This window comes from Allosphingosinicella sp., from assembly GCF_036403745.1.
GTDB lineage: Bacteria > Pseudomonadota > Alphaproteobacteria > Sphingomonadales > Sphingomonadaceae > Allosphingosinicella.
In genome coordinates, this window is record NZ_DASWQI010000062.1 from 74392 (window position 1) to 98884 (window position 24493).

At 69.3% G+C, this 24493-nt stretch carries 21 protein-coding genes and 2 tRNA genes; 14 read left to right on the forward strand and 9 right to left on the reverse strand.

Annotated features, from left to right (window positions below):
* Positions 1-5 precede the first annotated feature (5 nt).
* From VGC56_RS12205 to VGC56_RS12215, 3 genes are all read right to left on the reverse strand, one after another.
* Positions 6-1877 (reverse strand): ABC-F family ATP-binding cassette domain-containing protein, encoded by a 1872-nt coding sequence (locus tag VGC56_RS12205; RefSeq protein ID WP_464125202.1) that lies wholly within the window; start codon positions 1875-1877, stop codon positions 6-8.
* A gap of 79 nt (positions 1878-1956) precedes the next feature.
* Complete coding sequence (locus tag VGC56_RS12210; RefSeq protein ID WP_464125203.1) at positions 1957-2946, reverse strand: NADP-dependent oxidoreductase; 990 nt, start codon at positions 2944-2946, stop codon at positions 1957-1959.
* A 129-nt stretch (positions 2947-3075) separates the two neighbouring features.
* Positions 3076-4191 (reverse strand): DUF2171 domain-containing protein, encoded by a 1116-nt coding sequence (locus VGC56_RS12215; protein WP_464125205.1) that lies wholly within the window; start codon positions 4189-4191, stop codon positions 3076-3078.
* A 248-nt stretch (positions 4192-4439) separates the two neighbouring features.
* Here VGC56_RS12215 and VGC56_RS12220 point away from each other — a divergent pair.
* A tRNA-Ala gene (locus tag VGC56_RS12220) sits at positions 4440-4515 on the forward strand.
* A 107-nt stretch (positions 4516-4622) separates the two neighbouring features.
* Complete coding sequence (locus VGC56_RS12225) at positions 4623-5240, forward strand: hypothetical protein (protein WP_464125207.1); 618 nt, start codon at positions 4623-4625, stop codon at positions 5238-5240.
* 11 nt (positions 5241-5251) lie between these two features.
* On the opposite strand, the gene rtcA is transcribed toward VGC56_RS12225, so the two are convergent.
* From rtcA to VGC56_RS12240, 3 genes are all read right to left on the reverse strand, one after another.
* Positions 5252-6271 (reverse strand): RNA 3'-terminal phosphate cyclase, encoded by a 1020-nt coding sequence (gene rtcA, locus VGC56_RS12230; RefSeq protein WP_464125209.1) that lies wholly within the window; start codon positions 6269-6271, stop codon positions 5252-5254.
* A gap of 33 nt (positions 6272-6304) precedes the next feature.
* Positions 6305-7531 (reverse strand): RtcB family protein, encoded by a 1227-nt coding sequence (locus tag VGC56_RS12235; RefSeq protein WP_464125211.1) that lies wholly within the window; start codon positions 7529-7531, stop codon positions 6305-6307.
* A gap of 77 nt (positions 7532-7608) precedes the next feature.
* A tRNA-Pro gene (locus tag VGC56_RS12240) sits at positions 7609-7681 on the reverse strand.
* A 248-nt stretch (positions 7682-7929) separates the two neighbouring features.
* On the opposite strand from VGC56_RS12240, the gene rtcR reads away from it, so the two are divergent.
* From rtcR to VGC56_RS12270, 6 genes are all read left to right on the forward strand, one after another.
* Positions 7930-9555 carry an RNA repair transcriptional activator RtcR gene (gene rtcR / locus VGC56_RS12245; RefSeq protein WP_464125212.1) on the forward strand — a complete coding sequence of 542 codons (1626 nt, stop codon included), beginning with the start codon at positions 7930-7932 and terminating at the stop codon, positions 9553-9555.
* Positions 9556-9575: 20 nt separating this feature from the next.
* On the forward strand, positions 9576-10574 hold the full coding sequence (locus VGC56_RS12250; RefSeq protein WP_464125214.1) for a PQQ-dependent catabolism-associated beta-propeller protein: 999 nt from the start codon (positions 9576-9578) through the stop codon (positions 10572-10574).
* Positions 10571-11374, forward strand: coding sequence for a quinoprotein dehydrogenase-associated putative ABC transporter substrate-binding protein (locus tag VGC56_RS12255; protein ID WP_464125216.1), 804 nt, complete (start codon positions 10571-10573; stop codon positions 11372-11374). The genes VGC56_RS12250 and VGC56_RS12255 overlap by 4 nt, the downstream gene beginning before the upstream one ends.
* A 319-nt stretch (positions 11375-11693) precedes the next feature.
* Entirely contained in the window at positions 11694-12446 is a 753-nt protein-coding gene (locus VGC56_RS12260) for an NUDIX hydrolase (RefSeq protein WP_464125218.1), read from the forward strand.
* The gene (locus VGC56_RS12265; protein ID WP_464125220.1) at positions 12443-13174 is read left to right on the forward strand and encodes an extensin-like domain-containing protein; all 732 of its coding nucleotides are present in this window, start codon (positions 12443-12445) and stop codon (positions 13172-13174) included. Before VGC56_RS12260 ends, VGC56_RS12265 begins: the two co-directional genes overlap by 4 nt.
* 94 nt (positions 13175-13268) lie before the next feature.
* On the forward strand, positions 13269-14180 hold the full coding sequence (locus VGC56_RS12270) for a hypothetical protein (protein WP_464125222.1): 912 nt from the start codon (positions 13269-13271) through the stop codon (positions 14178-14180).
* Positions 14181-14256: 76 nt separating this feature from the next.
* On the opposite strand, the gene VGC56_RS12275 is transcribed toward VGC56_RS12270, so the two are convergent.
* Positions 14257-14523, reverse strand: coding sequence for an SWIB/MDM2 domain-containing protein (locus VGC56_RS12275; RefSeq protein WP_464125224.1), 267 nt, complete (start codon positions 14521-14523; stop codon positions 14257-14259).
* A 237-nt stretch (positions 14524-14760) separates the two neighbouring features.
* Positions 14761-15579, reverse strand: a complete 819-nt coding sequence (locus VGC56_RS12280) for an LD-carboxypeptidase (RefSeq protein WP_464125226.1) — start codon at positions 15577-15579, stop codon at positions 14761-14763.
* 48 nt (positions 15580-15627) lie between these two features.
* On the opposite strand from VGC56_RS12280, the gene VGC56_RS12285 reads away from it, so the two are divergent.
* Complete coding sequence (locus tag VGC56_RS12285) at positions 15628-17016, forward strand: glutamate ligase domain-containing protein (RefSeq protein WP_464125227.1); 1389 nt, start codon at positions 15628-15630, stop codon at positions 17014-17016.
* A 57-nt stretch (positions 17017-17073) separates the two neighbouring features.
* Here VGC56_RS12285 and VGC56_RS12290 read toward each other — a convergent pair whose 3' ends face one another.
* Positions 17074-17622, reverse strand: a complete 549-nt coding sequence (locus VGC56_RS12290; RefSeq protein ID WP_464125229.1) for a hypothetical protein — start codon at positions 17620-17622, stop codon at positions 17074-17076.
* Positions 17623-18001: 379 nt separating this feature from the next.
* Between VGC56_RS12290 and VGC56_RS12295 the strand changes: the two genes are divergently transcribed.
* From VGC56_RS12295 to VGC56_RS12315, 5 genes are all read left to right on the forward strand, one after another.
* Positions 18002-18613 (forward strand): TetR/AcrR family transcriptional regulator, encoded by a 612-nt coding sequence (locus VGC56_RS12295; RefSeq protein WP_464125231.1) that lies wholly within the window; start codon positions 18002-18004, stop codon positions 18611-18613.
* Positions 18614-18955: 342 nt separating this feature from the next.
* On the forward strand, positions 18956-19411 hold the full coding sequence (locus tag VGC56_RS12300) for a hypothetical protein (protein WP_464125233.1): 456 nt from the start codon (positions 18956-18958) through the stop codon (positions 19409-19411).
* Positions 19398-19988 (forward strand): hypothetical protein, encoded by a 591-nt coding sequence (locus VGC56_RS12305; protein WP_464125234.1) that lies wholly within the window; start codon positions 19398-19400, stop codon positions 19986-19988. The genes VGC56_RS12300 and VGC56_RS12305 overlap by 14 nt, the downstream gene beginning before the upstream one ends.
* Before the next feature lie 20 nt (positions 19989-20008).
* A complete protein-coding gene (locus VGC56_RS12310; RefSeq protein WP_464125236.1) occupies positions 20009-21271 on the forward strand; it encodes an efflux RND transporter periplasmic adaptor subunit in 1263 nt (420 codons plus the stop codon).
* 33 nt (positions 21272-21304) lie between these two features.
* The gene (locus tag VGC56_RS12315) at positions 21305-24490 is read left to right on the forward strand and encodes an efflux RND transporter permease subunit (protein WP_464125238.1); all 3186 of its coding nucleotides are present in this window, start codon (positions 21305-21307) and stop codon (positions 24488-24490) included.
* The last annotated feature ends 3 nt before the right edge of the window (positions 24491-24493 follow it).

Sequence of the window (24493 nt, forward strand, 5' to 3'; positions counted from 1 at the left end):
CACGTTCAGGCGGCGATCTGCTCCAGCGCCTCGCTTGCCTCCAGCCATTCGGCTTCGGCGGCGGCGAGCTGGCGTTCGGCGTCGGCGCGGCGCTTCAGGAGCTCGGTCATGCTGAGGCCGGCGAGGTCGCCCGCCGCCGAGCTGGGCTCGAACATCGCCCGGTCGATGGCGCTGAGGGCGGCGTTGAGCTTCGCCACCTTCTCCTCCGCGGCCTTCTCCCGCGAGCGCAGCGCCTGCCCCTTGCCCCGCGCCTCGGCGGCCTTGCGGCGCTCCTCCTTGCGATTGCCGCGCGGCTGCGCCTTCTCGGCGTCCGCCGCGTCGCGGGCGAGGACCAGCGCCGTGTAATCGTCAATGCTGCCCTCGAACTCGCGGGCGGTGCCGCCGTCGACGAGCACCAGCCGGTCGGCGATCAGCTCCAGCATGTGGCGGTCGTGGCTGACCACGACGACGGCGCCCGAATAGTCGTTCAGCGCCTGCACCAGCGCCTCGCGGGCATCGACATCGAGGTGGTTGGTCGGCTCGTCGAGGATCAGCATATGCGGCGCTTCGCGGGTGATGAGGGCGAGGGCGAGCCGCGCCCGCTCGCCACCCGACAGCTTGCGCACTTCGGTCAGCGCCTTGTCGCCGGTAAAGCCGAAGCGGCCGAGCTGGGCGCGCACCGCCGACGGCGTCGCGCCCTTCATCGCGCGGGTCATGTGCTGGAGCGGCGTGTCGAGGCCGTCCAGTTCCTCGACCTGATACTGGGTGAAATAGCCGACCTTGAGCTTCTGGCTGCGCGCCACCGACCCTTCCATCGCCGGCAGCTGCGCGGCGAGGAGGCGGGCCATCGTCGTCTTACCGTTGCCGTTGCGGCCGAGGAGGGCGATGCGGTCGTCCGGATCGAAGCGCAGGTTGAGCCGCGAGAGGACCGGCGTCTCGCCATAGCCGACGCTCGCCATGTCGAGCGTGATGAGCGGCGGCCGCAGCGGCGCGGGGTTCGGGAAGCCGAAGGAGAGCGACGGATCATCGACGAGCTCGGCGATCGGCTGCATGCGGGCCAGCGCCTTGATGCGCGACTGGGCCTGCTTGGCGGTGGAGGCGCGGGCCGAATTGCGGGCGATATAATCCTGCAGCTTCTCGCGCTGCGCCATCTGCTTCTCGCGCGCCGAGGCGAGCTGCGCCTGGCGCTCGGCCCGCTGCCGCTCGAAGGCGTCATAGCCGCCCGGATAGAGGGTCAGCTTGCCGCGCTCGAGGTGGAGGATGTGGTCGACGACATTGTTCAGGAAATCGCGCTCGTGGCTGACGACGAGGATGGTGGCGCGGTAGCTCTGGAGGAAATCCTCAAGCCACAGCACCGCCTCGAGGTCGAGGTGGTTGGAGGGCTCGTCGAGCAGCAGCAGGTCCGGCGCGGAGAACAGCAAAGCCGCGAGCGCGACGCGCATCCGCCAGCCGCCGGAGAAGCTGTCGAGCGGCCGGTGCTGCGCCTCCTCGTCGAAGCCCAAGCCGACGAGGATCCGCGCCGCCCGCGACGGCGCCGAGTGGGCGTCGATGGCATTGAGCCGCTCGTGGACGTCGCCCAAGCGGTGGAGGTCCTCGCAGCTCTCCGCTTCCACCATCAAAGCGGCGCGTTCGGTGTCGGCGGCGAGCACCGTCTCGAACGGCGTCGCTTTTCCGGCCGGCGCTTCCTGCGCGATATAGCCGAGCCGGGAACCGCGCGGCATCGCCGCGGCGCCTTCGTCCGCCTCTAGCAGCCCGGCGACCACCCGCACCAAGGTGGACTTGCCGGCGCCGTTGCGGCCGATCAGGCCGACGCGGCTGCGCGGCGGCAGCGCCGCCGTGGCGCCGTCGAGTATCGTCCGTCCGCCGAGGCGGACCGTGAGGCCATCGATAGAAAGCATGGCGCGGCGCCTAGCACGCCGACGCGGTTTTCGAAAGCGGGTCTATAGCCCCTCCCCTGAAAGGGAGGGGCTTAGCGCCCTAGAGTTTCACCAGCATCTTGCCGGTATTGCCGCCGCGGAACAGGTCCAGGAAGGCGTCGGGCGCAGCTTCGATGCCGTCTCGCACCGTCTCGCGGCTCTTCACCTGGCCGCTCGCCAGCCAGCCGCCCATGTCCCGGTAGAACTCGCCGACCTCACCCATATAGTCGGTGTAGATGAAGCCCTTGAGCATGATCCGCGCGGCGATGATGCGCATGATGTAGCGCAGGGCCGCGGGCGGCGCGCCGTTATAGCCGTCGATCATCCCGCAGATCGCGAAGCGGGCATTGTTGCGCGCCGAGGCGAGCGCGGCGTCGAGGTGGTCGCCGCCGACATTGTCGAAATAGACGTCGATGCCCTTGGGCGCCGCCTTCTGCAGCCCCTGGACGATCGGCTCCGCCTTGTAATCGACGACGGCGTCGGCGCCGAGTTCCTTTACCCAGGCGCATTTTTCGGCGCCGCCCGCGGAGCCGATCACCGTCATGCCTTTGGCCTTGGCGATCTGCACCACCGCCGAGCCGACCGCGCCCGCTGCGGCGGAGACGAAGACGATGTCGCCTTCCTTCGCCTGCGCGGCGCGGAGGAGGCCGAAATAGGCGGTGCCGCCCGTGAGGCCGAGATTGCCAAGCCAGGCCTCGTTCGGCACCGGCATCGGCGGAACCTTGTTGAACGCCTCGGCGGGCCCCACCGCCTCTTCGCGCCAGCCGAGCATGTGGAACACGGTGTCGCCCTCTGCCAAGCCCGGCGCGCGGCTTTCGATCACCTTGCCGACGGCTCCGCCCTGGAGCGGCGCGCCCACCTCGAACGCGGGCACGTAGCTCTTCACGTCGTTCATCCGCCCGCGCATATAGGGGTCGACGGAGAGCCACGCGTTGCGCACCCGCACTTCGCCCTCTGCGAGCGGCCGATCGCCGAGCGGCTTCAATTCGAAATTGTCCATCGTCGGCATGCCCTGCGGCCGCGACTTCAGGTGCCAGGCGCGGTTGGTCATGTGCGTTGCTCCCTCTCCGGTTGGCGCAGCCTTGCGCCGCCGCGCGGGCGGTTGTCAAAACCGTGAGCAAAGAGAAGGGCCCGGCGTCCGCAAGGAAGCCGGGCCCTTCGTTCACTCGCGCCGACAGCCTCAACCGTCGCGGTCGTCTCGGCCCGTCTCGCGGCCCTCGTCGTAGGTGCCGGAGAAGCTGCGGTTGAGGTTGCGCGGGCCGCCTTCGCCGGCGTCGCGGCCCTCGCGGAACAGCGCCTGGCCCTCACCCTCGGCCTGCCAGTCGGACCGCGCCTGGTCGGCGCTCCGGTTGAGCACCACCTTGTCCTCGACCTTGTCGACCCAGGAGCAGGGCACCGAATGGTGGACGCCGCCGGCGGCCGGGTCCGCCTTGGTCAGGATGATGCGGTCGCCCCGGACCTTGTCGACGCTGCCGACATGGCTGCCGTCGGAGCCGACCACTTCCATATGCTCGGCGACGCGGCCGAGCGACTGGCGCTGGCCCTGGCGCTTCGAGCGCCAGCTGCCGAATTCCTGCTCGAACTTCGACTGATGCTCGCGGCGATAGTCCGCATAGTCCCGGTCGAGATCCTCGATCTGCCGCTGCCGCCATTCGGAATAATGAGGATCGTGCAGCCCGCCATAGCCGCCGCCCTGCCCGCGCAAGGTCTCGCCGCCGAAGCCTCCGCTGGCGCTGGAACCGGAACCGGAGCCGGAGCCGCGATAGCCGCCGGCACCGCCCTGCCGCTCGCCACGCTCGCCGCCGCGGGAATCGGTGAACCAGCCCTCCCGCTCGCCGCGGGCGTAATGACGGTCGCCGCCGCCCTGCTCCTGCTCGGGACCGGCGCCGTACCAGCCGCGCTCGCCCGGCCGCTCGCGGTTCCAGCTCTCGCCGCGCTGGTTGCCCCAGCCGGCGCCGAAGCCGCCGCCGCCGAGGGAGCCGGGGCCGTCAGAGCCGCTCCGATAGTCGCCGCGGCCGTAATCGTTGTCGCGGCGGCCGGTCATCCGCTGCTCCTGCTCCCAGCGCCTCTGGTCCGCCTCGCGGCGCCGCTGGGCGTCGTCGTCGCCGAACCAGGAGCGGAGCTCGTCGCCGGCGCGGTCGAAGAAGCCGCGGTCGTCGTCGCCGCCGCCGCCGCGATAGGCGCCGCCGCCGCCGCGGCCCTGCTCACGGCCATAATCGCGGTCGCGGTGCCAATTCTGCTCGCGCTCGCGCCACCGATCTCCGCCGCCGCCGCGGCCCTCGCCAGAATTGCCCATCCACCGTCTCCTTTCATGAAAGCCCTCCGCTACAGGCGCGGCCGATCCGCGCAGGCGGGCTCCAGGCAAGAACGGCCTGCGCGCGGCGCACGTTCCGCGACGGGAGGCGGAGCGTTTCGTGCGCTGGCCGAAACGAACGGGTGCGGAGGAAGCGGGCAAATGCCGCATTGCGAAAGGGAGCGCGCCTCGCTATCTGAGCGCCTTCTCGGGCCGCCGCCCCTTCCCATGGGACGGCCTCACCACGGCGCGGGGCTGTAGCTCAGATGGGAGAGCGCTGCAATCGCACTGCAGAGGTCAGGGGTTCGATTCCCCTCAGCTCCACCAGCCTTTTCAACAGCTTATCCGAAGGTCGATCAGACCGTACGTCATGGCTGCTCGGCCCTCCGACGGATTGGCTGGAACCCGAACGCTCCGCCTACTAGGTTCCATAAATGCTCGTGAATGCCTGGATCGGCGTCGTTCTGCTCGGGGTCGCCGTCACATTCGCCTATCCCCTTTGGAAAGGCTGGGTGACACGGACCGTCTGGTTCCCGTTGAGCATTCTTTCGCTCCAGGATTTTGAACACGAACAGAGCCCCCTGAACTTCTGGGGAGTGATGATTGCCGATCTGCTTGGCTTTATGGCTTCCCTCACCGCAGCCGCGGTCGTGCTAGGGAGTGCGCTGCTTACCTCGCCGCAGCCTGTCGCCAGTCTCCGTAGCCTTGACGGATGCTATGAGGGTGAAGGGATGCCCGATTTCATGCGTCCGCCGGTCCATTGGACCCTAAGACTGGACAATGGCGCGATCTCCAATCGGGGGGGTGAGATCGTCTCGCGGCTGATCTTGGAGGCCGGTACGTCAACCAAAACAGCGGTGAGGTTTTCGCCCGGAATATTGCTTTCCACGACGAAGAATAACGGTCCCTCAGCCTATGCAGGCGATCCCGATGCGAGCCAGCCCTTTCTTCGGGGAGCTGTGGCGGGCGAGGCGTCCATGCGTGGCGGGCGAGCGACGATCAGGATGACGAACGAGTCGGACGAGGTTCTTCTCAAAACGAGCTGCGGCTGAGGACGCATGGATCAGTCCGCCGAAACCGTCACCAGATGGTGCCGCTCCCCCTCTTCGAAGCGGATGGAGACCGGCAGGAAGCGGGCGATCGTGTCGGCGGCCGTCCGCGCATGCGACGACGGCTTGACGGTCGTGAAGCGTCCGCCCCCGGCCAGCGCCATCGGCAGCAGGAGCTGGTCGGCGAGATATGGCCCCGCCACTGCGTCCGAGGCGAGATAGCCGGCCATCCGCTTCGCCGCCTTGGCGCCGACCATCTGGGCCGGTACGCCCAGCTTGCCGAAGCCGCTGACCAGCTCGGTCGCCCCCTCGAACACCGCCTCCAGCAGCAGGATGTTGCCCGGGCCATAATGGTCCGGCAGCGTCTCGATCCGCCGCGCCTCGTCCGGCCAGGCGAGCACTTTCGCGACCGACTCCAGTTCGCGCACGGCGATGTCGCCCGGCAGCGCGGCAATGACAGCGCGTGCGGATACGGAGCGGAGCGCGCCCCGCTCGATCAGGTCGAGGCGCGACAGCGCGGCGGAGGGCGCGATCTCCACCTCGATGCGGCCGCCGCCCGCCGGGTAGAAGCCGGGCCGCACGAGCGTCGCGGTCACCGTTGGCCCCATGCGGTTGAGGATGGGCAGGAACACGCGCTCGAGGAAATCGAACGGCGGCGCGTAGATGTTGTGGGTCCCGCCCTCCAGCACCAGGCGCGACGGCCCGCCCGCCAGCATCAGCGGCGGCAATAGGGTCTGGAGGACGAGGCTGGTGCTCCCCGCCGTGCCGACGGCGAAGCGGTGCTCGCCCGGCTGCACCGTGCCCGGCGTGAAGGTCAAGGCGTCGGCGCCGACCTTCAGCTCCTCGCACTCCGCCCCGCCGATCGCGCACGCCGCCTCGACCGCGGTGACATGCTGGCGCAGCGTCCCGGGCCGCTCGCGTCCGCCGCGGATATTCTCGATGCGGAACGGCCGGCCGGTGACGAGCGAAAGGGAGAGCGCGGTGCGCAGCACCTGCCCTCCCCCCTCGCCTTCCGCGCCGTCGATGACGATCATCGCAAACTCCGTGAAGATGGTGGCGCGAAGGGCTCACCCCTTCACGCACACCACCTGCTTCAACGTGTGGACGATCTCGACGAGATCGGCCTGCGCCGCCATCACCGCCTCGATCGGCTTGTAGGCCGCCGGCGTCTCGTCGATCACGCCCTCGTCCTTGCGGCATTCGACGCCCTCGGTGGCGAGGACATGGTCCTCGACCGTGAAGCGCCGCTTCGCCTCGTGGCGGGACATGAGGCGCCCCGCGCCGTGGCTGCAGCTGTCGAACGACTCCTTGTTGCCGCGACCGCGCACGATGAACGACTTGGCGCCCATCGAGCCCGGGATGATTCCCATCACGCCTTCGGCCGCGCGCACGGCGCCCTTGCGGGTGACGAGCACGTTCTGGCCGAAATGATTCTCCCGCCGCACGTAATTGTGGTGGCAGTTGATCGCCTCCAGCTCCGCCTCGAACGGCTTGGCAATGACGGTACGGATCGCGCGGACCACGTTCGTCATCATCGTCCGCCGGTTCAACGCGGCGAAGTCCTGCGCCCAGCCGACCGCGTCGACATAATCGTCGAAATGCTCGGTCCCTTCCGGGAAGTAGGCGAGGTCTTCGTCCGGCAGGTTGACGAACCAGCGGCGCATGTCCTGCTTGGCAAGCTCGATGAAGAAGCTGCCGATCGCGTTGCCGACCCCGCGCGAGCCCGAATGGAGCATCACCCACACCGTGTCCGCCTCGTCGAGGCAAAGCTCGATGAAGTGATTGCCCGTTCCGAGCGTCCCGAGATGGACGAGGTTGTTGGTCTTCGCGAGCTTGGGATATTTGTCGGCGATCCGCTTGAAGCGCTCGGCGAGCGTCGCCCACGCGGCGACGATCTCGGCCGGCGCGTCGCCCCAGCTGCCCGGATCGCGCTTGCCGCGCGCGACGTCGCGGCCGTGCGGCACGGCGCGCTCGATGGCGGTGCGGATCCCCTCGAGAGTGTCGGGAAGATCCGACGCGTGCAGCGACGTCCGCGCCGCCATCATGCCGCAGCCGATGTCGACGCCGACGGCCGCGGGAATGACCGCGCCCTTGGTCGGGATCACCGAGCCGACCGTCGCGCCGATGCCGACATGGACGTCGGGCATGGCGGCGACATGCTTGAAGATGAACGGCATCTTCGCCGCCCGCGACAGCTGCGCGCGCGCCTTGTCGTCGACGGCGACGCCGCGAGTCCACATCTTGACGGGCACCCCGCCCTCCACCGGCATGAACTCGAAGCTCTGTTCGGCCATTGGGCCCTCCTTTGAACCTGTGTACGGCCTCGCCGCGCCTCGGCAAGGCGCCGGCGCGGCGGGCGGGGCCGGGGCGGTCAGGGTGGCTGGGCTCGAACCAGCGGCCTCCGGCACCCAAGGCCGGCACTCTCCCGACTGAGCTACACCCTGAGCTTCGGGGGCGGCCGGCCCATTCCGGCCGCCCCACTTTCCGCACCCGGCCGATCGCGAACGATCGACCGTTGTCCGCAGCACTGCAGAGGGCGTGCCAGATCGAACCGCCGGCCGGAGAAATCTGGGTAAGTCTCTGTGACAGCATCCTTTTCAATGCTGAAAGAGATGTGAGTGGCACCTGCACGCCTGCAAGACCCGTCGCAAAGACTATCGACAGAGCTACGACTTTAGATCACAATATAAGAATGAAACCCACTGTCGTCATCGGATTCCTCGGCTCGACGCTCGACGGCAGCAAGCACGACCAGTCGCGCTGGAACAAGTGGCGGCCGAGCGTCGGCATGTGCATGCAGGAGGACCTGAGGGTCGACCGGCTGGAGCTGATCCACGGCAGCGCCCATCAGGGGCTCGGCCGCTTCATCGCCGCCGACATCGCCTCGGTATCCCCCGAAACGAGCGTCGAGCCGCGGCTCATGGACTTTCGCGATCCGTGGGATTTCGAGGAGGTGTACGGCAAGCTGCTCGACTTCGCCCGCGCCTATGCCTTCGACACCGATGCCGAGGATTATCTCGTCCACATCACCACCGGCACCCACGTCGCGCAGATCTGCCTCTTCCTTTTGACCGAGGCGAGGGACCTTCCCGGCCGGCTGCTCCAGACCCACCCGCCCCGCGGCGCGGCCGGCGGCTGCGTCGGAACGTGGAGTGCCATCGACCTCGATCTGTCGCGCTACGACAGCATCGCCACCCGGTTCGCGGCGGCGGCGGCGGAAGGGAGCTCGTTCCTCAAATCCGGCATCGAGACGCGGAATACCGCCTTCAACGGGATGATCGACGAGATCGAGCAGGTCGCCGTCCGCTCCCGCGCGCCCCTGCTGCTGATGGGCCCGACCGGCGCCGGCAAATCGCAGCTGGCCCGGCGGGTGTTCGAGCTCAAGCGGCTCAAGCACCAGGTCTCGGGCGAATTCGTCGAGGTGAATTGCGCGACGCTGAAGGGCGACAGCGCCATGTCGGCCTTGTTCGGGCACAAGAAGGGCGCGTTCACGGGCGCCGCGGCCGACCGGCCGGGCCTGCTCCGCGCCGCCGACAAGGGTGTGCTGTTCCTCGACGAGATCGGCGAGCTTGGCCTCGACGAGCAGGCGATGATCCTCCGCGCCATCGAGGAGAAGCGCTTCCTCCCCGTCGGCGCCGACCGCGAGGCGTCGTCGGACTTCCAGCTGATCGCCGGTACCAATTGCGACCTCGGCGCGGCGGTCGGCGCCGGCGGTTTCCGCGACGATCTGTTCGCGCGCCTCAACCTCTGGACCTTCGAGCTCCCGGCGCTTCGCGACCGGATCGAGGATATCGAGCCGAACCTCGATTACGAACTCGACCGCTTCGCCGAGCGCGAAGGGACGCGGGTCAGCTTCAACAAGGAGGCGCGGCGTGCCTTCCTCGCCTTCGCCACCGCGCCGGATGCACTGTGGCTCGGCAATTTCCGCGATCTCGCCGCCAGCGTCACCCGGATGGCGACCTTCGCCCCCGCCGGCCGCATCGACGTCGTCACCGTCGAAGCGGAGAAGACGCGCCTCAAGCGGTTCTGGTCCGGCAGTGCGCCGCGCTCGCCGCTCGAGGATCTGCTCGACGCCGACGCACTCGAAGCGATCGATCCGTTCGACCAGGTCCAGCTTGCGGAAGTCATCCGGGTCTGCCGCCGCAGCCGCTCGCTCTCCGATGCGGGCCGCAACCTGTTCAGCGCCTCGCGCGCGCGCCGCGCCTCCGCGAACGACGCCGACCGCCTCCGGAAATATCTTCAGCGCTACGGCCTCGACTGGTCGACCGTCACCGGCATCTCGACCGCGCCCGCCGCGGCTTCTAAGGGACGGCCATAGTCCACCCTTGGGACGTCGGGATGAGAGAAGCTGGCAGCCGCCCACTGAATTGCCTTTGCGGGTTCCTGCTCCTGGGACTGGCCAGCTGCGGCGGCTCGCCGCCGAAATCGACGGACATCGTCTTCGTCTCGAACGAAGGCGCCAACGAGGTCGAGCTCATCGACGGCGCCACCGGCAGCGCCCTGCCGCCGCTCGCCACGGGCCAGCGGCCCCGCGGCATGGCGCTCTCACCCGACGGCAAGATCCTCTACGTCGCCGCCAGCAATTCCAACCGCATCGAGGCTTGGGACGTCGCCGGCCGCAAGCGCCTGCGCCTCTATGATTCCGGCACCGACCCCGAGCGCTTCGCCGTCAGCCCCGATGGCGCCACCCTCTACATCGCCAACGAGGACAATAGCGCCGTCTCCTTCCTCGATTTGCGCAGCGGCAAGATCGTGCGCGAGGTCAAGGTCGGCCCCGAGCCGGAAGGCATGGGCGTCAGCCCCGACGGCCGCCTGGTCGTCGCGACGTCGGAAGCGGCGAGCACCGCCCACTTCATCGATGCGTCGAACGGAACGCTCCTCGACAGCGTGCCGGTCGGCAGCCGTCCGCGCTTCGTGCTGTTCCTCGCCGGGGGCAAGACGATCTGGGTGTCGTCCGAGCAGCGCGGCACCATCACCGTCTTCCACGCCGCGACCCGCAAGATCGTCCGCACCATCGATCTCGTCCCCGACTTCCCCGGCGCGGAGCCAGTCCAGGCCGTCGAGATGAAGGCGACGAAGGACGAGAAGCGCGTGTTCGTCGCCATGGGCCGCGGCAACCGCGTCGCCGAGATCGATCCGGCGACGGCGAAGGTCGTCCGCACCTTCCCCACCGGCGAGCGGACCTGGGGGATCGCCCTCTCCCCCGACGAGAAGAGGCTCTACGCCGTCTCGGGCCTTTCCGGCACCGCGACGATCGTCGATCTCGAGCGCAACGAGGTTGTCCGGACGGTGCACCTCGGCGGGAAGCCCTGGGGCGCGGTCGCAGCGCCGCGATGAGCAAGGCCGGCCGCTTCGCCGTGCTGCTGGCGCTCGCCGCCGCCTCGTGCAGCACGCCTCAGCCGCCCCGCCGTCTCCTCGCCTGCGCCGATCCCAACAACCTGCCTTTCTCCAACCGCGCCGGCCAGGGCTTCGAGAACAAATTGGCGGAGATGATCGCCGCCGATCTTCACGCGGAGCTCGGCTACGTCTGGTGGGCGCAGCGCCGCGGCTATGTCCGCAACACGCTGAACGAAAAGAAATGCGATTTCTGGCCCGGCGTCGCGAGCAACGTCGAGATGGTGGCGACCAGCCGCCCTTATTACCGCTCCACCTACGTCTTCGTCACCCGTGAGGGCGACCGCCTCGCCGGGCTCACCCTCGACGATCCGCGGCTGCGCAAGCTGCGCATCGGCGTCCAGATGGTCGGCAACGACGCGATGAACACGCCGCCCGCCCATGCCCTCGCCAGCCGCGGCATCGTCGGCAACATTCGCGGCTACATGCTCTACGGCGACTATGAAAAGCCCGATCCCCCCGCCGAGATCGTCCGCGCCGTCGCCCGCGGCGAGGTCGACGTCGCGCTCGTCTGGGGGCCCCTCGCCGGCTTCTTCGCCAAATCGTCGCCGACCAGGCTGCGGCTCGAGCCGGTGACGCCCTGGCTCGACCGCGCCCAATGGCCGATGCAATATGACATCTCCGTCGGCGTGCAGAAGAACGACGCGCAGCTTCTAAAGGAAGTGGACGGCGTCCTCGCCGCCCGCGCGGGGAGGATCAAGGCGCTGCTCGCGAGCTACGGAGTACCGGTCGTGCAGCCCTGACGGAGCCCCGCCAGCTTCCCTCCCGCCGCCGTCCCACTTAGGGTCCGTACTCAGTACCGGCAATGGCCAGGATCGCCCGGAGAAGGGCAGCGGCAAGGAGCGGTGCGCAGGGCGGGCTTGTTGCCCGCACAAGCGCCGCGACGTAGCCGCTGCCCTTCTCCGGACGACCGCGCAGCGGCGAGGCGGAGAGGCGGCCATGGCGGCGTTGCTCGTCGGTCACGATGCATCAGCATCGCTCCCTCCTCGCGCCTAGCCCTGACCACCTCTCCGCCTCGTCATGGCCGTTGCCGGTACTGAGCACGGACCCTAAGCCGCAAGGATGGACGACGACCTTCCGCCGCCGATTCCCGCCGCGACATTGATCCTGATGCGGCCGAGCCCAGGCGGCGCGCCGGACATATTGTTCATCGAGCGGGCGCAGACCATGGCGTTCGCGGCCGGTGCACTCGTCTTCCCCGGCGGCCGCATCGACCCGGAGGATCATGAGGCGGCCGCCGGCCTCGGCCCAGAGCTCGACGACGGCGCCGCGCGCGTCGCGGCGGTGCGGGAGACGATCGAGGAGACCGGCATTGCCCCGCTGCTTCCGGCCGATGCGGATGGCGGCGCGCTGCGGGCCGGCCTCGCGGCGGGCGAGCCGTTCGCCGCCCTCCTCGCCCGGTTCGGCCTTGCGCTGGACCTGAGCGGCCTCACCCCCTTCGCCCGCTGGTGCCCAAACTTTCGTGAGGCGCGCCGGTTCGACACCCTCTTCTACTTGGCCGAGGCCCCCGCCGACGCCCCGGCACCGCGCGCCGACGACGCCGAAGCCGTCCGCAGCTTCTGGGCCCCGGCGGCGCACGTCCTTGCCGACGTCGAGGCGGGCCGCGCCCACGCCATCTTCCCCACCCGGCGCAACCTCGAACGGCTCGCCCGCTTCGCCTCCTTCGACGAGGCGCGCGCCGACGCCGCCCTCCACCCGGTGGCGAAGATCACGCCGTGGGTCGAGGAGCGCGGTGGCCGCCGCTTCGTCTGCATCGCCGAGGGGATCGGCTATCCCGTCACCGCCGAACCCTATGAAAGCGCGCGGCGGCGGTGAGGCCGGTCCTGCGCTGGACGCGGCGGCTCGTCGTCGTCGCCATCATCGTCTTCGCCGGGCTGCTCGCCTGGGGCTATGGCCACAGGCATCCCGAAGACGTGCCCTGGACGAAGCTCGACCTCGCGCGACCGGTCGGCACCTTCACCGGCATGAAGCTCGCCGGCCTCCACGGCGACGCCGCCCGCTGCCGCGCCTTGCTGGACCGCGCCGGCATCGCCTTCACGGCCGTGCCGCGGCGGGTCGACGGCCCGCAATGCGGTATCGCTGACGGCGTTCGTCTCGAGCCCGGCGGCGCGGAGACGATCGCCTACGCACCGGCAGGGCTCGCCACCAGCTGCCCGGTGGCCGCCGCCCTCACCTTGTGGGAGTGGCATTTCGTCCAGCCGGCGGCGCTGCGCCATTTCGGCCGCCGCGTCGTCCGCATCGACACGTTCGGCAGCTACAATTGCCGCCGCATGTACGGCAAGGCGAGCGGCGACTGGAGCGAGCATGCCCGCGCCAACGCCATCGACATCGCCGCCTTCCGCTTCGACGACGGCAGCAGCGTCTCGGTCGCGGCCGACTGGAAGCAGCGCGGCGCCAAGGGCCGCTTCCTCCACGACGTGCGGGACGGCGCCTGCCGCCTGTTCACCTACACCCTCTCCCCCGATTACAACGCCGCGCACCGCGACCATCTGCACCTCGACGAGGCCGCCCGCGGCGGCTTCGGCTGGCGCGCCTGCCGCTGATCGGCCATTCGCCGGGGCACCGCGAAAGTGCTTGAAAAGACAGCGATTTCCGCCATTGTGCGGCTTCAACCCCGCGTCGATCAGGGCAGCTTGCATGCGCCTTCTCCGGACCCTCGTTCTCCTTCTCGCCGCCGCCCTCGCCCCTTCCGGCGCCCTCGCGCAGCCGCAGCCTCTCGGCGCCCTGTGGACCGACGGGAAGGGCAGCGTGGAGGTGATCCCCTGCGGTCCCCACGGAGACTATGACGCCTATTGCCGCGGAATAGGGATGCGCCACGCGGGCAAGCTTGAGCTTGTCGGCGAAGGCTACGCCAGCGTGGATCTGATCTGGCAACGCCGCGCCGGCGCGGCGGGACCCGACCTCGTCGTGCGGGGCAATTCCGGCGGCTCGGCGGGGGATGCCGACATCTTCGCGCTCGACTTCGCACACGGCACGGTCCGAAAGCTCAACCTCAACCGCGGCGACACCGTCACCGCCTCGGGAGGCGACGGCCCCCTTCGCCTCGAAGTGCCGTTCGTCGTCGGCTATTTCAACGGCGCGCCGCATGCACAGGATACGGTGGTGGCCGTTCCCTTCGTCTGGGTGGACGGCGATCTTCGGTTGGACATCGATGCGCTCGCAGCCCGCCCCTTCTCGCAGGGCGAACTGCGCTTCCGTGAACTCGCCGTCCGTGAGGAGCTGACGCATCGCGCCCAGAACCTCTTCCCCGCGACCACGCTCTACGTTTCGGGTCCCCATCCGCAAGGCGGTACCCCGGTGACCGTCTACGCCCTGCTCGATCTCATCCTGGCCGGCCGGGCCGACGCGGCGCGAACGCTGCTGCACCGGGCCTGGCCCTGGAGGTATGATGGGGGCCGCGTGCCCTATGGGGGTGAGGACGCCTTCTGGGCGAGCCTGTGCCGCGCAATATCGCAGCGGGAGCACTGGCGGAAATTCGGCTTCGATCGCCTGCCGCACGCCGATCTCATCGAAGCGTCGGCACGGGCGCCGGCGGCGATCACAGGCTGACGCAGCGAGCCCCCAAACGAGATCGGCCCCGCCCTTTGGGGGGCGGGACCGATCGGAAAGCCGCTGGTAGCGACGCTTACTTGAGGTGGCCCGACAGCAGCTTGTTCATCTCGAACATGGTGGCGCTGTCCTTGCCGAAGATCTTCTTCAGCTTGTCGTCGGCCAGAATCTCGCGCTTGTTCTGCGGGTTCTGGAGGTTGTTCTTGCGGATGTGGTCCCAAACCTTCGACACGACCTGGCTCCGCGGCAGCGGATCGGCCCCGGTGATCGCCGCGAGATCGGCAGACGGAGTCACCGGACGCGCCAGACCGCCGCGCGCGCCGCCAGTAGTAGATTTAGCCATGAAACCCTCCCTGTTGGTGTTCGTGCCTTGATACAGCCCAAACGCTCTCTCAGTGCAAGAGACGAAAAGCCCTTCGGCCCCTCGTTCCGGCGCATAGCGCCTCCGCGTGCCGCATTTGCTGTGGATTAAGCCGCCTCCGTTGGCCGGAGAGGCGTGGCGGCGCCGGCTCCTCAGAGCGGAACACCGCATAGAGGCGAGGCGCGAAGGCGTGATTCGCGCACCTCGCGGGGCCAAAGCTCAGCGGAGGCGGCCGAATGGCACCACCTTATTGTCCGCATCGTGGCCGATGTCTGCGCGCCCCAAATACGGGATTCCCGCGCGGCTGCACCAGAAGCGGAACACCTCCTCCTCGGTCTCGCCGAAATCCGGATCGTTGACCGGCACCTCGCTGCAGCGGCCGAGGCGGATGCCCGCGACCCTGCGCACGCTGGCCGAGCCGGTGATGTGGAACATCGCCCGGTCAGTCCGGTACATATGCTCGCTGACGTCCTCGAGCAGCAGCACGTGGTCCGACAGGTCCGGCTCCAGCGCGGTGCCGATGAGGTGGCCGAACACCGTGATGTTGAACGCCGCCGCCGGCCCCTCCCCCAGTTCCGGCTCGAGCGCGCCCGGATCGCGGTCGACGAGCCAGGCGAGCGCGCGCCGCACCGCAGCCTCCCCGCCGATTCGCAGGATATCGTTGGGCATCGGCCCGTGCGCCGCGGTGCCGACGCCGTTCCCGTAGAGGCCGGCGAGCAGGAAACCGGCGTCGCTATAGCCGAGATAGGCCTTGTCCCGCGCCGCGGGGCCGAGCCGACCCAGCACCCCCTCGGCGATCCGGCACGATCCGTAGCCGCCGCGAGCGAACCAGAGAGCGTCGAAGCCGGGATCGTTGGCGGCGGCGACGAACGCCTCCGCCCGCGCCGCGTCGGTGCCGGCGAAATGGTTGTGGCGCTGAAAGCATTGCGGATCGAAGACGATCTCCACGCCCGGATGCGCCGCCTCGGCGAGCGCGCGCACGCGCTCCGCCGTCTCCGGCGCAATCGGCGTGCTCGGCGCCACGACCGCAATCCGCATCCCGTCTCCCCGTTTGAAAAGGCGCGGCGACCTCAATAGGGCGGCGCCATGGCGGAGACAAAATCCTATTTCTTCTGCGGGATCGGCGGCAGCGGCATGCTGCCCTTGGCCTGCATCGTGCGCGCCCAGGGCGCCGAAGTGGCCGGCTCGGATCGCGCGCTCGATCAAGGCCGGGTCGGCGAGAAGTTCGCCTTTCTCGAGGCGCAGGGGATCAGCCTGTTCCCGCAGGACGGCAGCGGCGTCACGTCGCCGGACCAAATTCTCGTCGCCTCGGCGGCCGTGGAGGAAAGTGTGCCGGATGTCGCCGCCGCCACCCGCATCGGCGCCTCCCGCCTGACCCGTGCCGAGCTTCTCGCGCAGCTGTTCAACGCTGCGCCGCTGTCCATCGGCGTCGCCGGCACGTCCGGCAAATCCACCGTCACCGGCATGATCGCCTGGATCCTCCACAGCGCCGGCCGCGACCCGACGGTGATGAACGGCGCCGTGATGAAGAATTTCGCCGGGCGCGACCGCCCCTTCGCCAGTGCGCTGGCGGGCCACGGAGACGTGTTCGTCAGCGAAGTGGACGAGAGCGACGGCTCGATCGTCCTCTATCGTCCCAGCGTCGCGGTGCTCAACAACGTCACCCTCGACCATAAGGGTCTGGACGAGCTGCGCCGCCTGTTCCTCGATTTCGCGGGCAAGGCCGGCGCGGCGATCGTCAACATCGACGACCCGGAGGCCCGCGCCCTCGCGGCGCAGCTTCCCGCCGCCACCGGCTTCAGCCTCGCCGACCCCGCCGCCGCCTTCAGCGCCACGGACATCGTCGAGGAGCCGCTCGCCGTCTCGTTCACCGTGTCGGAGCGCGGCGGCGCTCCGGTGCCGGTCCGCCTCCAGGTCCCCGGCCGCCACAATGTCGCCAACGCCCTCGCCGCCCTCGCCGCCGTTCGCGCCGCCGGAGTAGGGCTGGAGGACGCCGCCGCCACGCTCGCGGGCTTCACCGGCCTTCGCCGCCGCTTCGACGTGGTCGGGACGCGCAAAGGCGTCACCGTCATCGACGATTTCGGCCATAACCCCGACAAGATCGCCGCGACCCTCCAGACCCTTCACGCCTTTCCCGGACGGTTGCTCCTCTTCTTCCAGCCGCACGGCTACGGCCCGCTGCGCACGATGGGCAAGGAACTCACGGCCACCTTCGCAGAGGGCATGGCGGCCGGAGACGTCCTCGTGATGCCGGACCCGGTCTATTACGGCGGCACGGTGGAGCGGACGGTCGGCAGCGGAGACATTGTCGCCGGCATCCGCGCGGCGGGCGGCGATGCCGAGCACATCGCGGACCGGACGGAGGCGGGGCGGCGGCTGGCGGCGCTGGCGGAGCCCGGGGACCGCATCGTCGTCATGGGCGCCCGCGACGACACCCTCACCGCCTTCGCCCAGGATGTGCTCGACAGCCTCTGACGGAAAACGGCGGACCCGAGGGCCCGCCGTTCCTTACGCTGGTACTGAAACTCGGCCTCAGCCCGCGACGGTCAAATCCACCTTGTCGACCCATTCCGGGAAGAAAGCGGGCTCGCGGTTCGACCAGCCGGGCGCGGTCGCCGCGGCTTCGCTGATCGACTGGAGCAGCGCCCGGCGCTTCTCCGGGTGGAGGTGCGGCAGCGCGGCGGCGGCGCAGAAGGCGCCGGGGAGCCAGGCGCGGACGGCGGCGCCGACCAGGCGCTCGTAGAGGAAGCGGTAGGAGGCGAAATCGGGGAGCCGGTCCTGGCCGAGGTCGAACGCCGTCATCGTGATCAGCGCGCCCATCATCGGCTCGAGCTCGTCGAGTCCGCTGTCGTCCGGCACGTTGGCGCGGATATGGTCGAGCCGGCGGTAGATGCGCTCCTGGGCGCGGATCGACGCGGCCTCGCCGGCGTCGCGCGACCAGCGGCGCATCGCGTCGCGGCGGCCGAGGCCGATGTCGAGCGCGCGGCGGATGTAGCGCTGGGTCGCGGGCGAGAAGCTCGCAAACTCCTTCATCTCGACCAAAGTCAGGGCCCCGTCGGCAGGCTTCGTATGCGTCGCCATGATCCCACTCCTCGTACTCGGCGGAGATCATGCGATTCAAACGGTTACCAGCCGCTTAACCAACATCCCCGCTCCCCGAACACCAATGAATCAAACTTCGAGTCTGTGGGCAAATGGAAAACGCGCCCCTGTGCGCTGCGGGGAACCTCGTGTTACTTCCGCGCCACAGGCGGGCGCAAAAAGCCGATGCTTTCCAGAGGCTTCTGGGGGGCGACGAAGCTTTTCCACAGAAAAGTACCGCAACCGCTTGATCGTAACGGCTCCGCCCGCTCCGGCGTCGCGAGTCGGCTGGGATCGCCTGCACCCACGGCGGAGCGATCACGCGACACACGGGGATTTCCCTTTCAATCCCCGCGCGATAGATTATATACCGCTCGTTATGAATATGCCCTGCCCCGTCCAGAAAGGCCGTCCGCGGGAATTCTGCGTCGATCAGGCGCTGACCGCGGCGTTGGGGGTGTTCTGGAGCAAAGGCTATGAAGGTGCGTCGCTGACCGACCTTACCGAGGCCATGGGAATCACCCGCCCCAGCCTCTACGCGGCGTTCGGAAACAAGGAAGCGCTCTTCAAGAAAGCGTTCGATCTCTACGAGCGCGAAAAGCTCGCCTACATACAGGAGGCGCTCGCGGCGGCGACGGTCCGCGGCGTCGCCGAGCGGCTGATGCGCGGCAACCTCGCCATGCTCACGGAAGAATGCACCGCGCGCGGCTGCCTGTCCGTGATCAGCTCGATGGCGTGCGGCGCGGAGGCGGAATCGGTGCGCAGCGAAGTCGTCGCACGCCGCGCGGTCTGGAACGCCGCCGTGGTGGAGCGCTTTGAGCGCGCCAGGGCGGAAGGCGACCTTCCGGACCATATCGACCCGCAGGGCCTCTCGCGGCTCTTGAGCGCGATGCTCCAGGGCATTTCGATCCAGCATGGCGACGGCGCTACCAAGGAGCAGCTGGAGCAGCTGATCGACACCAGCCTTGCGCTCTGGCCCACCGCGAAATAAAAATACCGCTCGATACAAAAAGCAGTTGACCAGCAGCAGCAGGGTTTCTATACCAGTCGGTATGGAATGAAAGCTGCCCCGTCGGGAAAGCGGGAGAAAGGCTGCAAATGACCAATATCCACCGGAGCGGCGCCCGCTCTCCGTAACACCGGCCACCGGCCACACCGCCTCAAGCATCCCGCAACTTGCGTCCGCAGCCGCCGGCCCCTCGCCGGCGAGCGGTCCCGCTTGCCTGCCGCGGCCGGTGCCACCGCCACTGCCAACAACACAGCCGCCGGAGCCCGCTCCGGCGCCAGGGAAGACGTGCGCCGCAAAGGCGCCTCAAAAAAAGGGAGACGAACCATGGCCTATCTCGAATTCGCGGAATGCGGCGGGGCCGGCGCAGCCACGGCAACCTACGAAGTGCCCCGCCCCGCGGCGCGCTTCTCGGCGCTGGAATGGTGGGTGATCGCCGCGGCCCAACGCGACCGGCTCTCCAGCCTCGACGCGCCCGGTCCGGTTGCCCGCCTGCTCGGCGCGCTCTTCCCCTCGAACGACAACGACAGTGATCGCGACGCCGACCCGCGCATCGAGGCGCTGCGCCGGATGGCGGTGCTCGCCTGGCACAAGAGCTACGTCATTCCGAAATGGGAGATCGAAAGCTTCCGCCGCGCCGGCTTTACCCTCGACCATTACGAGTTGCTTCAGGCCAGCATCGCCGCGGCGAAGGCCAAGCAAAGGAGCGCCCGCGCCGCCCGCCCCCGCCACGCCGCCCGCCGCGCCTGGATCCCGCTGGAGCCGACCTATGGCCTATCTTGATCTCCGCCTCGGCGTCGGCCTCAATGGGGGCCTCGCCGCGGGCACCGCCGTTCCGGCCCCCGAACTGGCGCCGCGCCGCCTCGGCCGGCCCGAGCGCGACGCCATCGCCCTGGCGCTGAGCGAGGGGCGGACGGCCCTGCTTCTCGGCCGCGTTTCGCGGCTCCTCGGCCGCCTCTGGCTAGGCATGAACGACGAGCCGGTCTTCGCCGCCGAGCGAATCGAGGCGATCCGCCGCTACGCCGTCCGCTATCGGCTCGAGGGTGGCGGCCTCGCCCTCGCCGAGGACGATCGCCTCCGCGCCGCCGGCGTCGACGAGGTCGACGCCGCGGAGCTCCGCGCCCTCGTCGATGGCCACGCAGCAGACGCGCCGAAGCGCCGCCCCGGGCGCCTCGCCGCACAGTTGCTCGGCGCCCTCCTCATCGCCGCCATCCCCATGCTGGGCGCGGCGATCCTCTATTTGTGGCTCGCGGGCCAGGTCGAGGACCGGCTCAGCGCCCTCGTCGTGTCGATCATCCTGGTCGTCGCCATCGTCTCCCCGGCCGCCTTGGCCGGCCACCCTTCCGGCCGCTCGGCCTGACCTTCAGCAGGAACATGACGATGAACATGGTCGCCCCGATCGCCGCCGACGAAACCGGCGGAAAGCCCCAGCCGCTGCGGCGCCTGCGCCCCTGGCAGAAGGGCAGCCTGGTGCTCGTGCCCGTGGCGCTCGTGGCGGGCGCCTGGACCCTCACCAGCCGCCCCCACGCCGCCGCCGCCGCGCCGCCGCCGCCGACGGTGTCGGTCGCGACCCCGCTCGTCCGCCAGATCGACGAGTGGGACGATTATGTCGGCCGCTTCGAGGCGAGCAAGACGGTCGAGGTCCGCCCCCGCGTCGCCGGCGCGATCACGGCCGTCCACTTCACCGACGGCGCCTTCGTCCGCCAGGGCCAATTGCTCTTCACCATCGATCCGCGCCCTTACCTCGCCGCCCTCGCCGAGGCGCAGGCCGGCCTCGCCACCGCGCGCAGCGATCTCGCCCTCGCTCATGCCGATCTCGACCGCGCAAATCGCCTGCTCGGCGCCGACGCGGTGTCGAAGAGCGACGTCGACCGGCTCCGCGCCAAGGTCCGCGCCACCCAGGCGGCGCTCGCCGCGGCCCAGGCCCGGGTCCGCTCGCGGGCCCTCGACGTCGAGTTCACCCAGGTGCGCGCACCGATCAGCGGCCGCGTCTCCGACCGCCGCGCCGACGCCGGCAACCTCGTCGCCGGCGGCGAAGGCACGGCGGCGACCCTGCTCACGACGATCAATGCCGTCGATCCCATCTACTTCACCTTCCAGGGGTCCGAAGCGTTGTTCCTGAAGATGAAGCGGGCGCGGGAGAGCGGCGGCGCCGGCACCGCAGTCCAAATCCGCCTGCAGGACGAGACTGGCTACCGCTGGACCGGTCAGCTCGATTTCACCGACAACGGTCTCGACCCCAAGTCGGGGACGATCCGCGGCCGCGCCGTGGTGCGCAACGGCGGCGCGTTCCTGACGCCCGGCATGTTCGGCAACATGCGCCTCACCACCGGCCATGCCATGACGGCCATGCTGGTCCCGGACTCGGCGGTGCAGACCGACCAGGCGCGCAAGCTCCTCCTCGTCGCCGCCCCCGACGGCACCGTCGTCCCCAAGCCCGTCGAACTCGGCCCGGTGGCGGAAGGGCTCCGCGTCGTCCGCTCGGGCATCGCGCCGACCGACCGGGTGATCGTCACCGGAACCCAGCTCGCCATGCCCGGGACGAAGGTCCAGGCGCGCCTCACCCGCATCGCGCCGGTCGCCCAACCGACGGCCATCGCCTCCTCCGCGGCGCCGATCAGCGGCGAAGCCACCTTCCGCTGACGCGTACCCCCCTTTTCGCCTTCAGGAGCCGCCATGCGCCGCCTCTCGCAATTCTTCATCGTCCGGCCGATCTTCGCAGCCGTCATCGCGATCCTCATCACGGTGGTCGGCGGGCTCGCCTATTTCGGCCTGCCGGTCTCGCAATATCCGGACATCGTCCCGCCGACGGTGACGGTCACCGCCGCCTATCCGGGCGCGTCGGCAGAGACCGTCGCCGAGACGGTGGCGGCGCCGATCGAGCAGGAAGTGAACGGCGTCGACAACATGCTGTATCTGTCGTCGCAATCGACCGGCGACGGAGCGGTAACGATCACCGTCACCTTCAAGCAGGGCACGGACCTCAACGCCGCGCAGGTGTTGGTCCAGAACCGGGTCGCCATCGCCGTCCCGCGCCTGCCGACCGACGTGCAGCGCCTCGGCGTCGTCACCCGCAAGACGGCGCCAGACTTCCTGATGGTCGTGAACCTCATCTCCCCCGACAACAGCCTCGATCGCGGCTACATCTCCAACTATGCGCTGACCCAGGTGCGCGACCGGCTGAGCCGCATCGACGGCGTCGGCGACGTGCGGCAGTTCGGCTCGCGCGATTACGCGATGCGGGTCTGGATCGACCCCGGCCGCGCCGCCGCCCTCGGCCTCACCGCCGGCGACATCGTCTCGGCGCTACGCGCCCAGAACGTCCAGGTCTCCGCCGGCACGTTGGGCCAGCCGCCTTATGCGAGCGGCGCCGCCTTCCAGGTCAATGTCGAGACGCAGGGGCGGCTCACCGACCCGGCGCAGTTCGCCAACGTCATCATCCGCACCGACGCCGACGGGCGGCAGGTGCGGGTGTCGGACGTCGGTCGCGTCGAGCTCGGCGCCGCCGATTACACCTCCAACACCTATCTCTCGAACCAGCCGACCGTCATCCTCGGCGTGTTCCAGCGCCCCGGTTCCAATGCCCTCGCCGCCGCCAAGGCGGTCGAGGCGGAGATGCAGCACCTGTCGAAGAGCTTCCCCAAGGGGCTCGAGTACCGGGTCATCTACAACCCGACCGAATTCATCGCCCAGTCGATCGACGCCGTCGTGCACACTCTGCTCGAGGCGATCTTCCTCGTCGTCCTCGTCATCATCGCTTTCCTTCAGAAATGGCGGGCCGCGATCATCCCGGTCGTCGCGATCCCGGTGTCGCTGATCGGCACCTTCGCGGTGCTGGCGGCGGTCGGCTATTCGCTGAATAATCTGTCGCTGTTCGGCTTGGTGCTGGCGATCGGCATCGTCGTCGACGACGCCATCGTCGTGGTCGAGAATGTGGAGCGCAACCTCGACGAGGGTCTCTCACCGCTTGAGGCCGCGAAGACGTCGATGAACGAAGTTTCCGGCGCCCTCGTCGCCATCGTGCTGGTGCTGTGCGCCGTGTTCCTGCCGACCCTGTTCCTCGGCGGCCTTTCGGGCGCCTTCTACCACCAGTTCGCGGTGACGATCTCGGCCGCCACCGTCATCTCCCTGCTCCTGTCGCTGACCCTGTCGCCGGCGCTCGCCGCGATCCTGCTCAAGGGCCGCCACGAGGACAGGGTGGGCGGGCCGCTCCACCGCCTCGCCATTGCCGCGGGCGACCGGTTCAACCGGGCGTTCGCACGGCTTAGCCACGGCTACGGACGGCTTACCGCACGGCTCATCGCCGCCCCGAAGCGGATGATGGCCGCCTATGCAATCCTCATCGGCCTTACCCTCGGCCTGTTCTGGATGACCCCCTCGGGCTTCATCCCGGCGCAGGACCAGGGCTATTTCCTCACCGCCATCCAGCTCCCGCCCGGCTCGTCGCTGGAACGCACCGACGCGGTGATGCGCAAGGTCGTCGCCAAGATCCTGCCCATCAAGGGCGTCAAGGGCGCGGTGATGCTGGCCGGCTTCGACGGCGCCTCGCAGACCCTCGCCCCCAATGCCGCCGCCGCCTACATCCCGCTCCAGTCGTTCGAGGAGAGGAAGAAGCTCGGAGTCTCGTTCCAGCAGATCATGGACGAGGCCCGCAAGGCCACCGGCGACGTCAACGAGGCGCAGCTCTTCGTCCTGCCGCCGCCGCTCATCCAGGGCATCGGCTCGGCCGGCGGCTACCGCATCATGATCCAGGACAAGGGCCAGCACGGCTATGAGGGGCTCGCCGGCCAGGCCTATGCCATGATGGCCAAGGCCAACCAGACCCCGGGTCTCAAGCAGGTCTACACCCTGTTCAACACCGTGACACCGCGGGTCTTCGCCGACATCGACCGCAGCAAGGCCGACATGCTCGGCGTGCCGGCGGAGCGGGTGAACGAGGCGCTGCAAGTCTATCTCGGCTCGGCCTTCGTCAACGATTTCAACTTGCTCGGCCGCACCTACCGCGTCACCGCCCAGGCCGACGCGCCCTACCGCGCCACCCAGGCCGACATCGCCAACCTCCAGACCCGCTCCACCTCCGGCGCGATGGTGCCATTGGGCTCGGTCGCGACCTTCAAGGACAAGACCGGCCCCTACCGCGTCGTGCGCTACAACCTCTTCCCGGCGGTCGAGCTGGACGGCGACACCGCCCCCGGCTTCTCCTCCGGCCATTCGCTGACGGTGATGGAGAAGCTCGCCGGCGAGACGCTGGCGCCCGGCTACAGCACGGAATGGACGGGCATCGCCTACCAGCAGAAGGAAGCCGGCAGCACCGCCGGCATCGTCTTCGCGCTGGCCGTGCTGTTCGTATTCCTCGTCCTCGCCGCGCAATATGAGAGCCTGACGCTACCGCTGGCGATCATCCTCATCCTGCCCATGTGCCTGTTCGCGGCGATGGTGGGGGTGAACCTGCGCGGCATGGATAACAATGTCCTGACCCAGATCGGCCTCATCGTGCTGATCGCGCTCGCCGCCAAGAACGCCATCCTGGTGGTCGAGTTCGCCCGCCAAGGCGAGGCCGAGGACGGCCTCAGCCCGGCGGAAGCCGCGATCCACGCCGCGCAGATGCGGCTGCGGCCGATCCTGATGACCAGCTTCGCCTTCATCTTCGGCTCGGTCCCCCTGCTCATCGCCACCGGCGCCGGCGCGGAGCTCCGGCAGGCGCTCGGCACGGCGGTCTTCTTCGGCATGGCGGGGGTGACCGGCTTCGGCCTCCTCTTCACGCCCACTTTCTACGTCGTCTGCCGCACGCTGCCGCAGCGGCTGCGGGGCCTGCTCCCCGCCCGCCGCCTGCCCCCCGCGCAGCTCCAGCCGGCCGAATGAGGA

What these genes read in the sequence shown, in the direction of transcription:
- VGC56_RS12290 (WP_464125229.1), bottom strand. Translation starts at nt 17,622, where the DNA reads ATGGCGACGCATACGAAGCCTGCCGACGGGGCCCTGACTTTGGTCGAG.
- rtcR (WP_464125212.1), top strand. Translation starts at nt 7,930, where the DNA reads ATGAAACCCACTGTCGTCATCGGATTCCTCGGCTCGACGCTCGACGGC.
- VGC56_RS12275 (WP_464125224.1), bottom strand. Translation starts at nt 14,523, where the DNA reads ATGGCTAAATCTACTACTGGCGGCGCGCGCGGCGGTCTGGCGCGTCCG.
- VGC56_RS12225 (WP_464125207.1), top strand. Translation starts at nt 4,623, where the DNA reads ATGCTCGTGAATGCCTGGATCGGCGTCGTTCTGCTCGGGGTCGCCGTC.
- rtcA (WP_464125209.1), bottom strand. Translation starts at nt 6,271, where the DNA reads ATGATCGTCATCGACGGCGCGGAAGGCGAGGGGGGAGGGCAGGTGCTG.
- VGC56_RS12280 (WP_464125226.1), bottom strand. Translation starts at nt 15,579, where the DNA reads ATGCGGATTGCGGTCGTGGCGCCGAGCACGCCGATTGCGCCGGAGACG.
- VGC56_RS12285 (WP_464125227.1), top strand. Translation starts at nt 15,628, where the DNA reads ATGGCGGAGACAAAATCCTATTTCTTCTGCGGGATCGGCGGCAGCGGC.
- VGC56_RS12210 (WP_464125203.1), bottom strand. Translation starts at nt 2,946, where the DNA reads ATGACCAACCGCGCCTGGCACCTGAAGTCGCGGCCGCAGGGCATGCCG.
- VGC56_RS12250 (WP_464125214.1), top strand. Translation starts at nt 9,576, where the DNA reads ATGAGAGAAGCTGGCAGCCGCCCACTGAATTGCCTTTGCGGGTTCCTG.
- VGC56_RS12315 (WP_464125238.1), top strand. Translation starts at nt 21,305, where the DNA reads ATGCGCCGCCTCTCGCAATTCTTCATCGTCCGGCCGATCTTCGCAGCC.
- VGC56_RS12305 (WP_464125234.1), top strand. Translation starts at nt 19,398, where the DNA reads ATGGCCTATCTTGATCTCCGCCTCGGCGTCGGCCTCAATGGGGGCCTC.
- VGC56_RS12300 (WP_464125233.1), top strand. Translation starts at nt 18,956, where the DNA reads ATGGCCTATCTCGAATTCGCGGAATGCGGCGGGGCCGGCGCAGCCACG.
- VGC56_RS12255 (WP_464125216.1), top strand. Translation starts at nt 10,571, where the DNA reads ATGAGCAAGGCCGGCCGCTTCGCCGTGCTGCTGGCGCTCGCCGCCGCC.
- VGC56_RS12205 (WP_464125202.1), bottom strand. Translation starts at nt 1,877, where the DNA reads ATGCTTTCTATCGATGGCCTCACGGTCCGCCTCGGCGGACGGACGATA.
- VGC56_RS12295 (WP_464125231.1), top strand. Translation starts at nt 18,002, where the DNA reads ATGAATATGCCCTGCCCCGTCCAGAAAGGCCGTCCGCGGGAATTCTGC.
- VGC56_RS12235 (WP_464125211.1), bottom strand. Translation starts at nt 7,531, where the DNA reads ATGGCCGAACAGAGCTTCGAGTTCATGCCGGTGGAGGGCGGGGTGCCC.
- VGC56_RS12270 (WP_464125222.1), top strand. Translation starts at nt 13,269, where the DNA reads ATGCGCCTTCTCCGGACCCTCGTTCTCCTTCTCGCCGCCGCCCTCGCC.
- VGC56_RS12310 (WP_464125236.1), top strand. Translation starts at nt 20,009, where the DNA reads ATGAACATGGTCGCCCCGATCGCCGCCGACGAAACCGGCGGAAAGCCC.
- VGC56_RS12260 (WP_464125218.1), top strand. Translation starts at nt 11,694, where the DNA reads ATGGACGACGACCTTCCGCCGCCGATTCCCGCCGCGACATTGATCCTG.
- VGC56_RS12215 (WP_464125205.1), bottom strand. Translation starts at nt 4,191, where the DNA reads ATGGGCAATTCTGGCGAGGGCCGCGGCGGCGGCGGAGATCGGTGGCGC.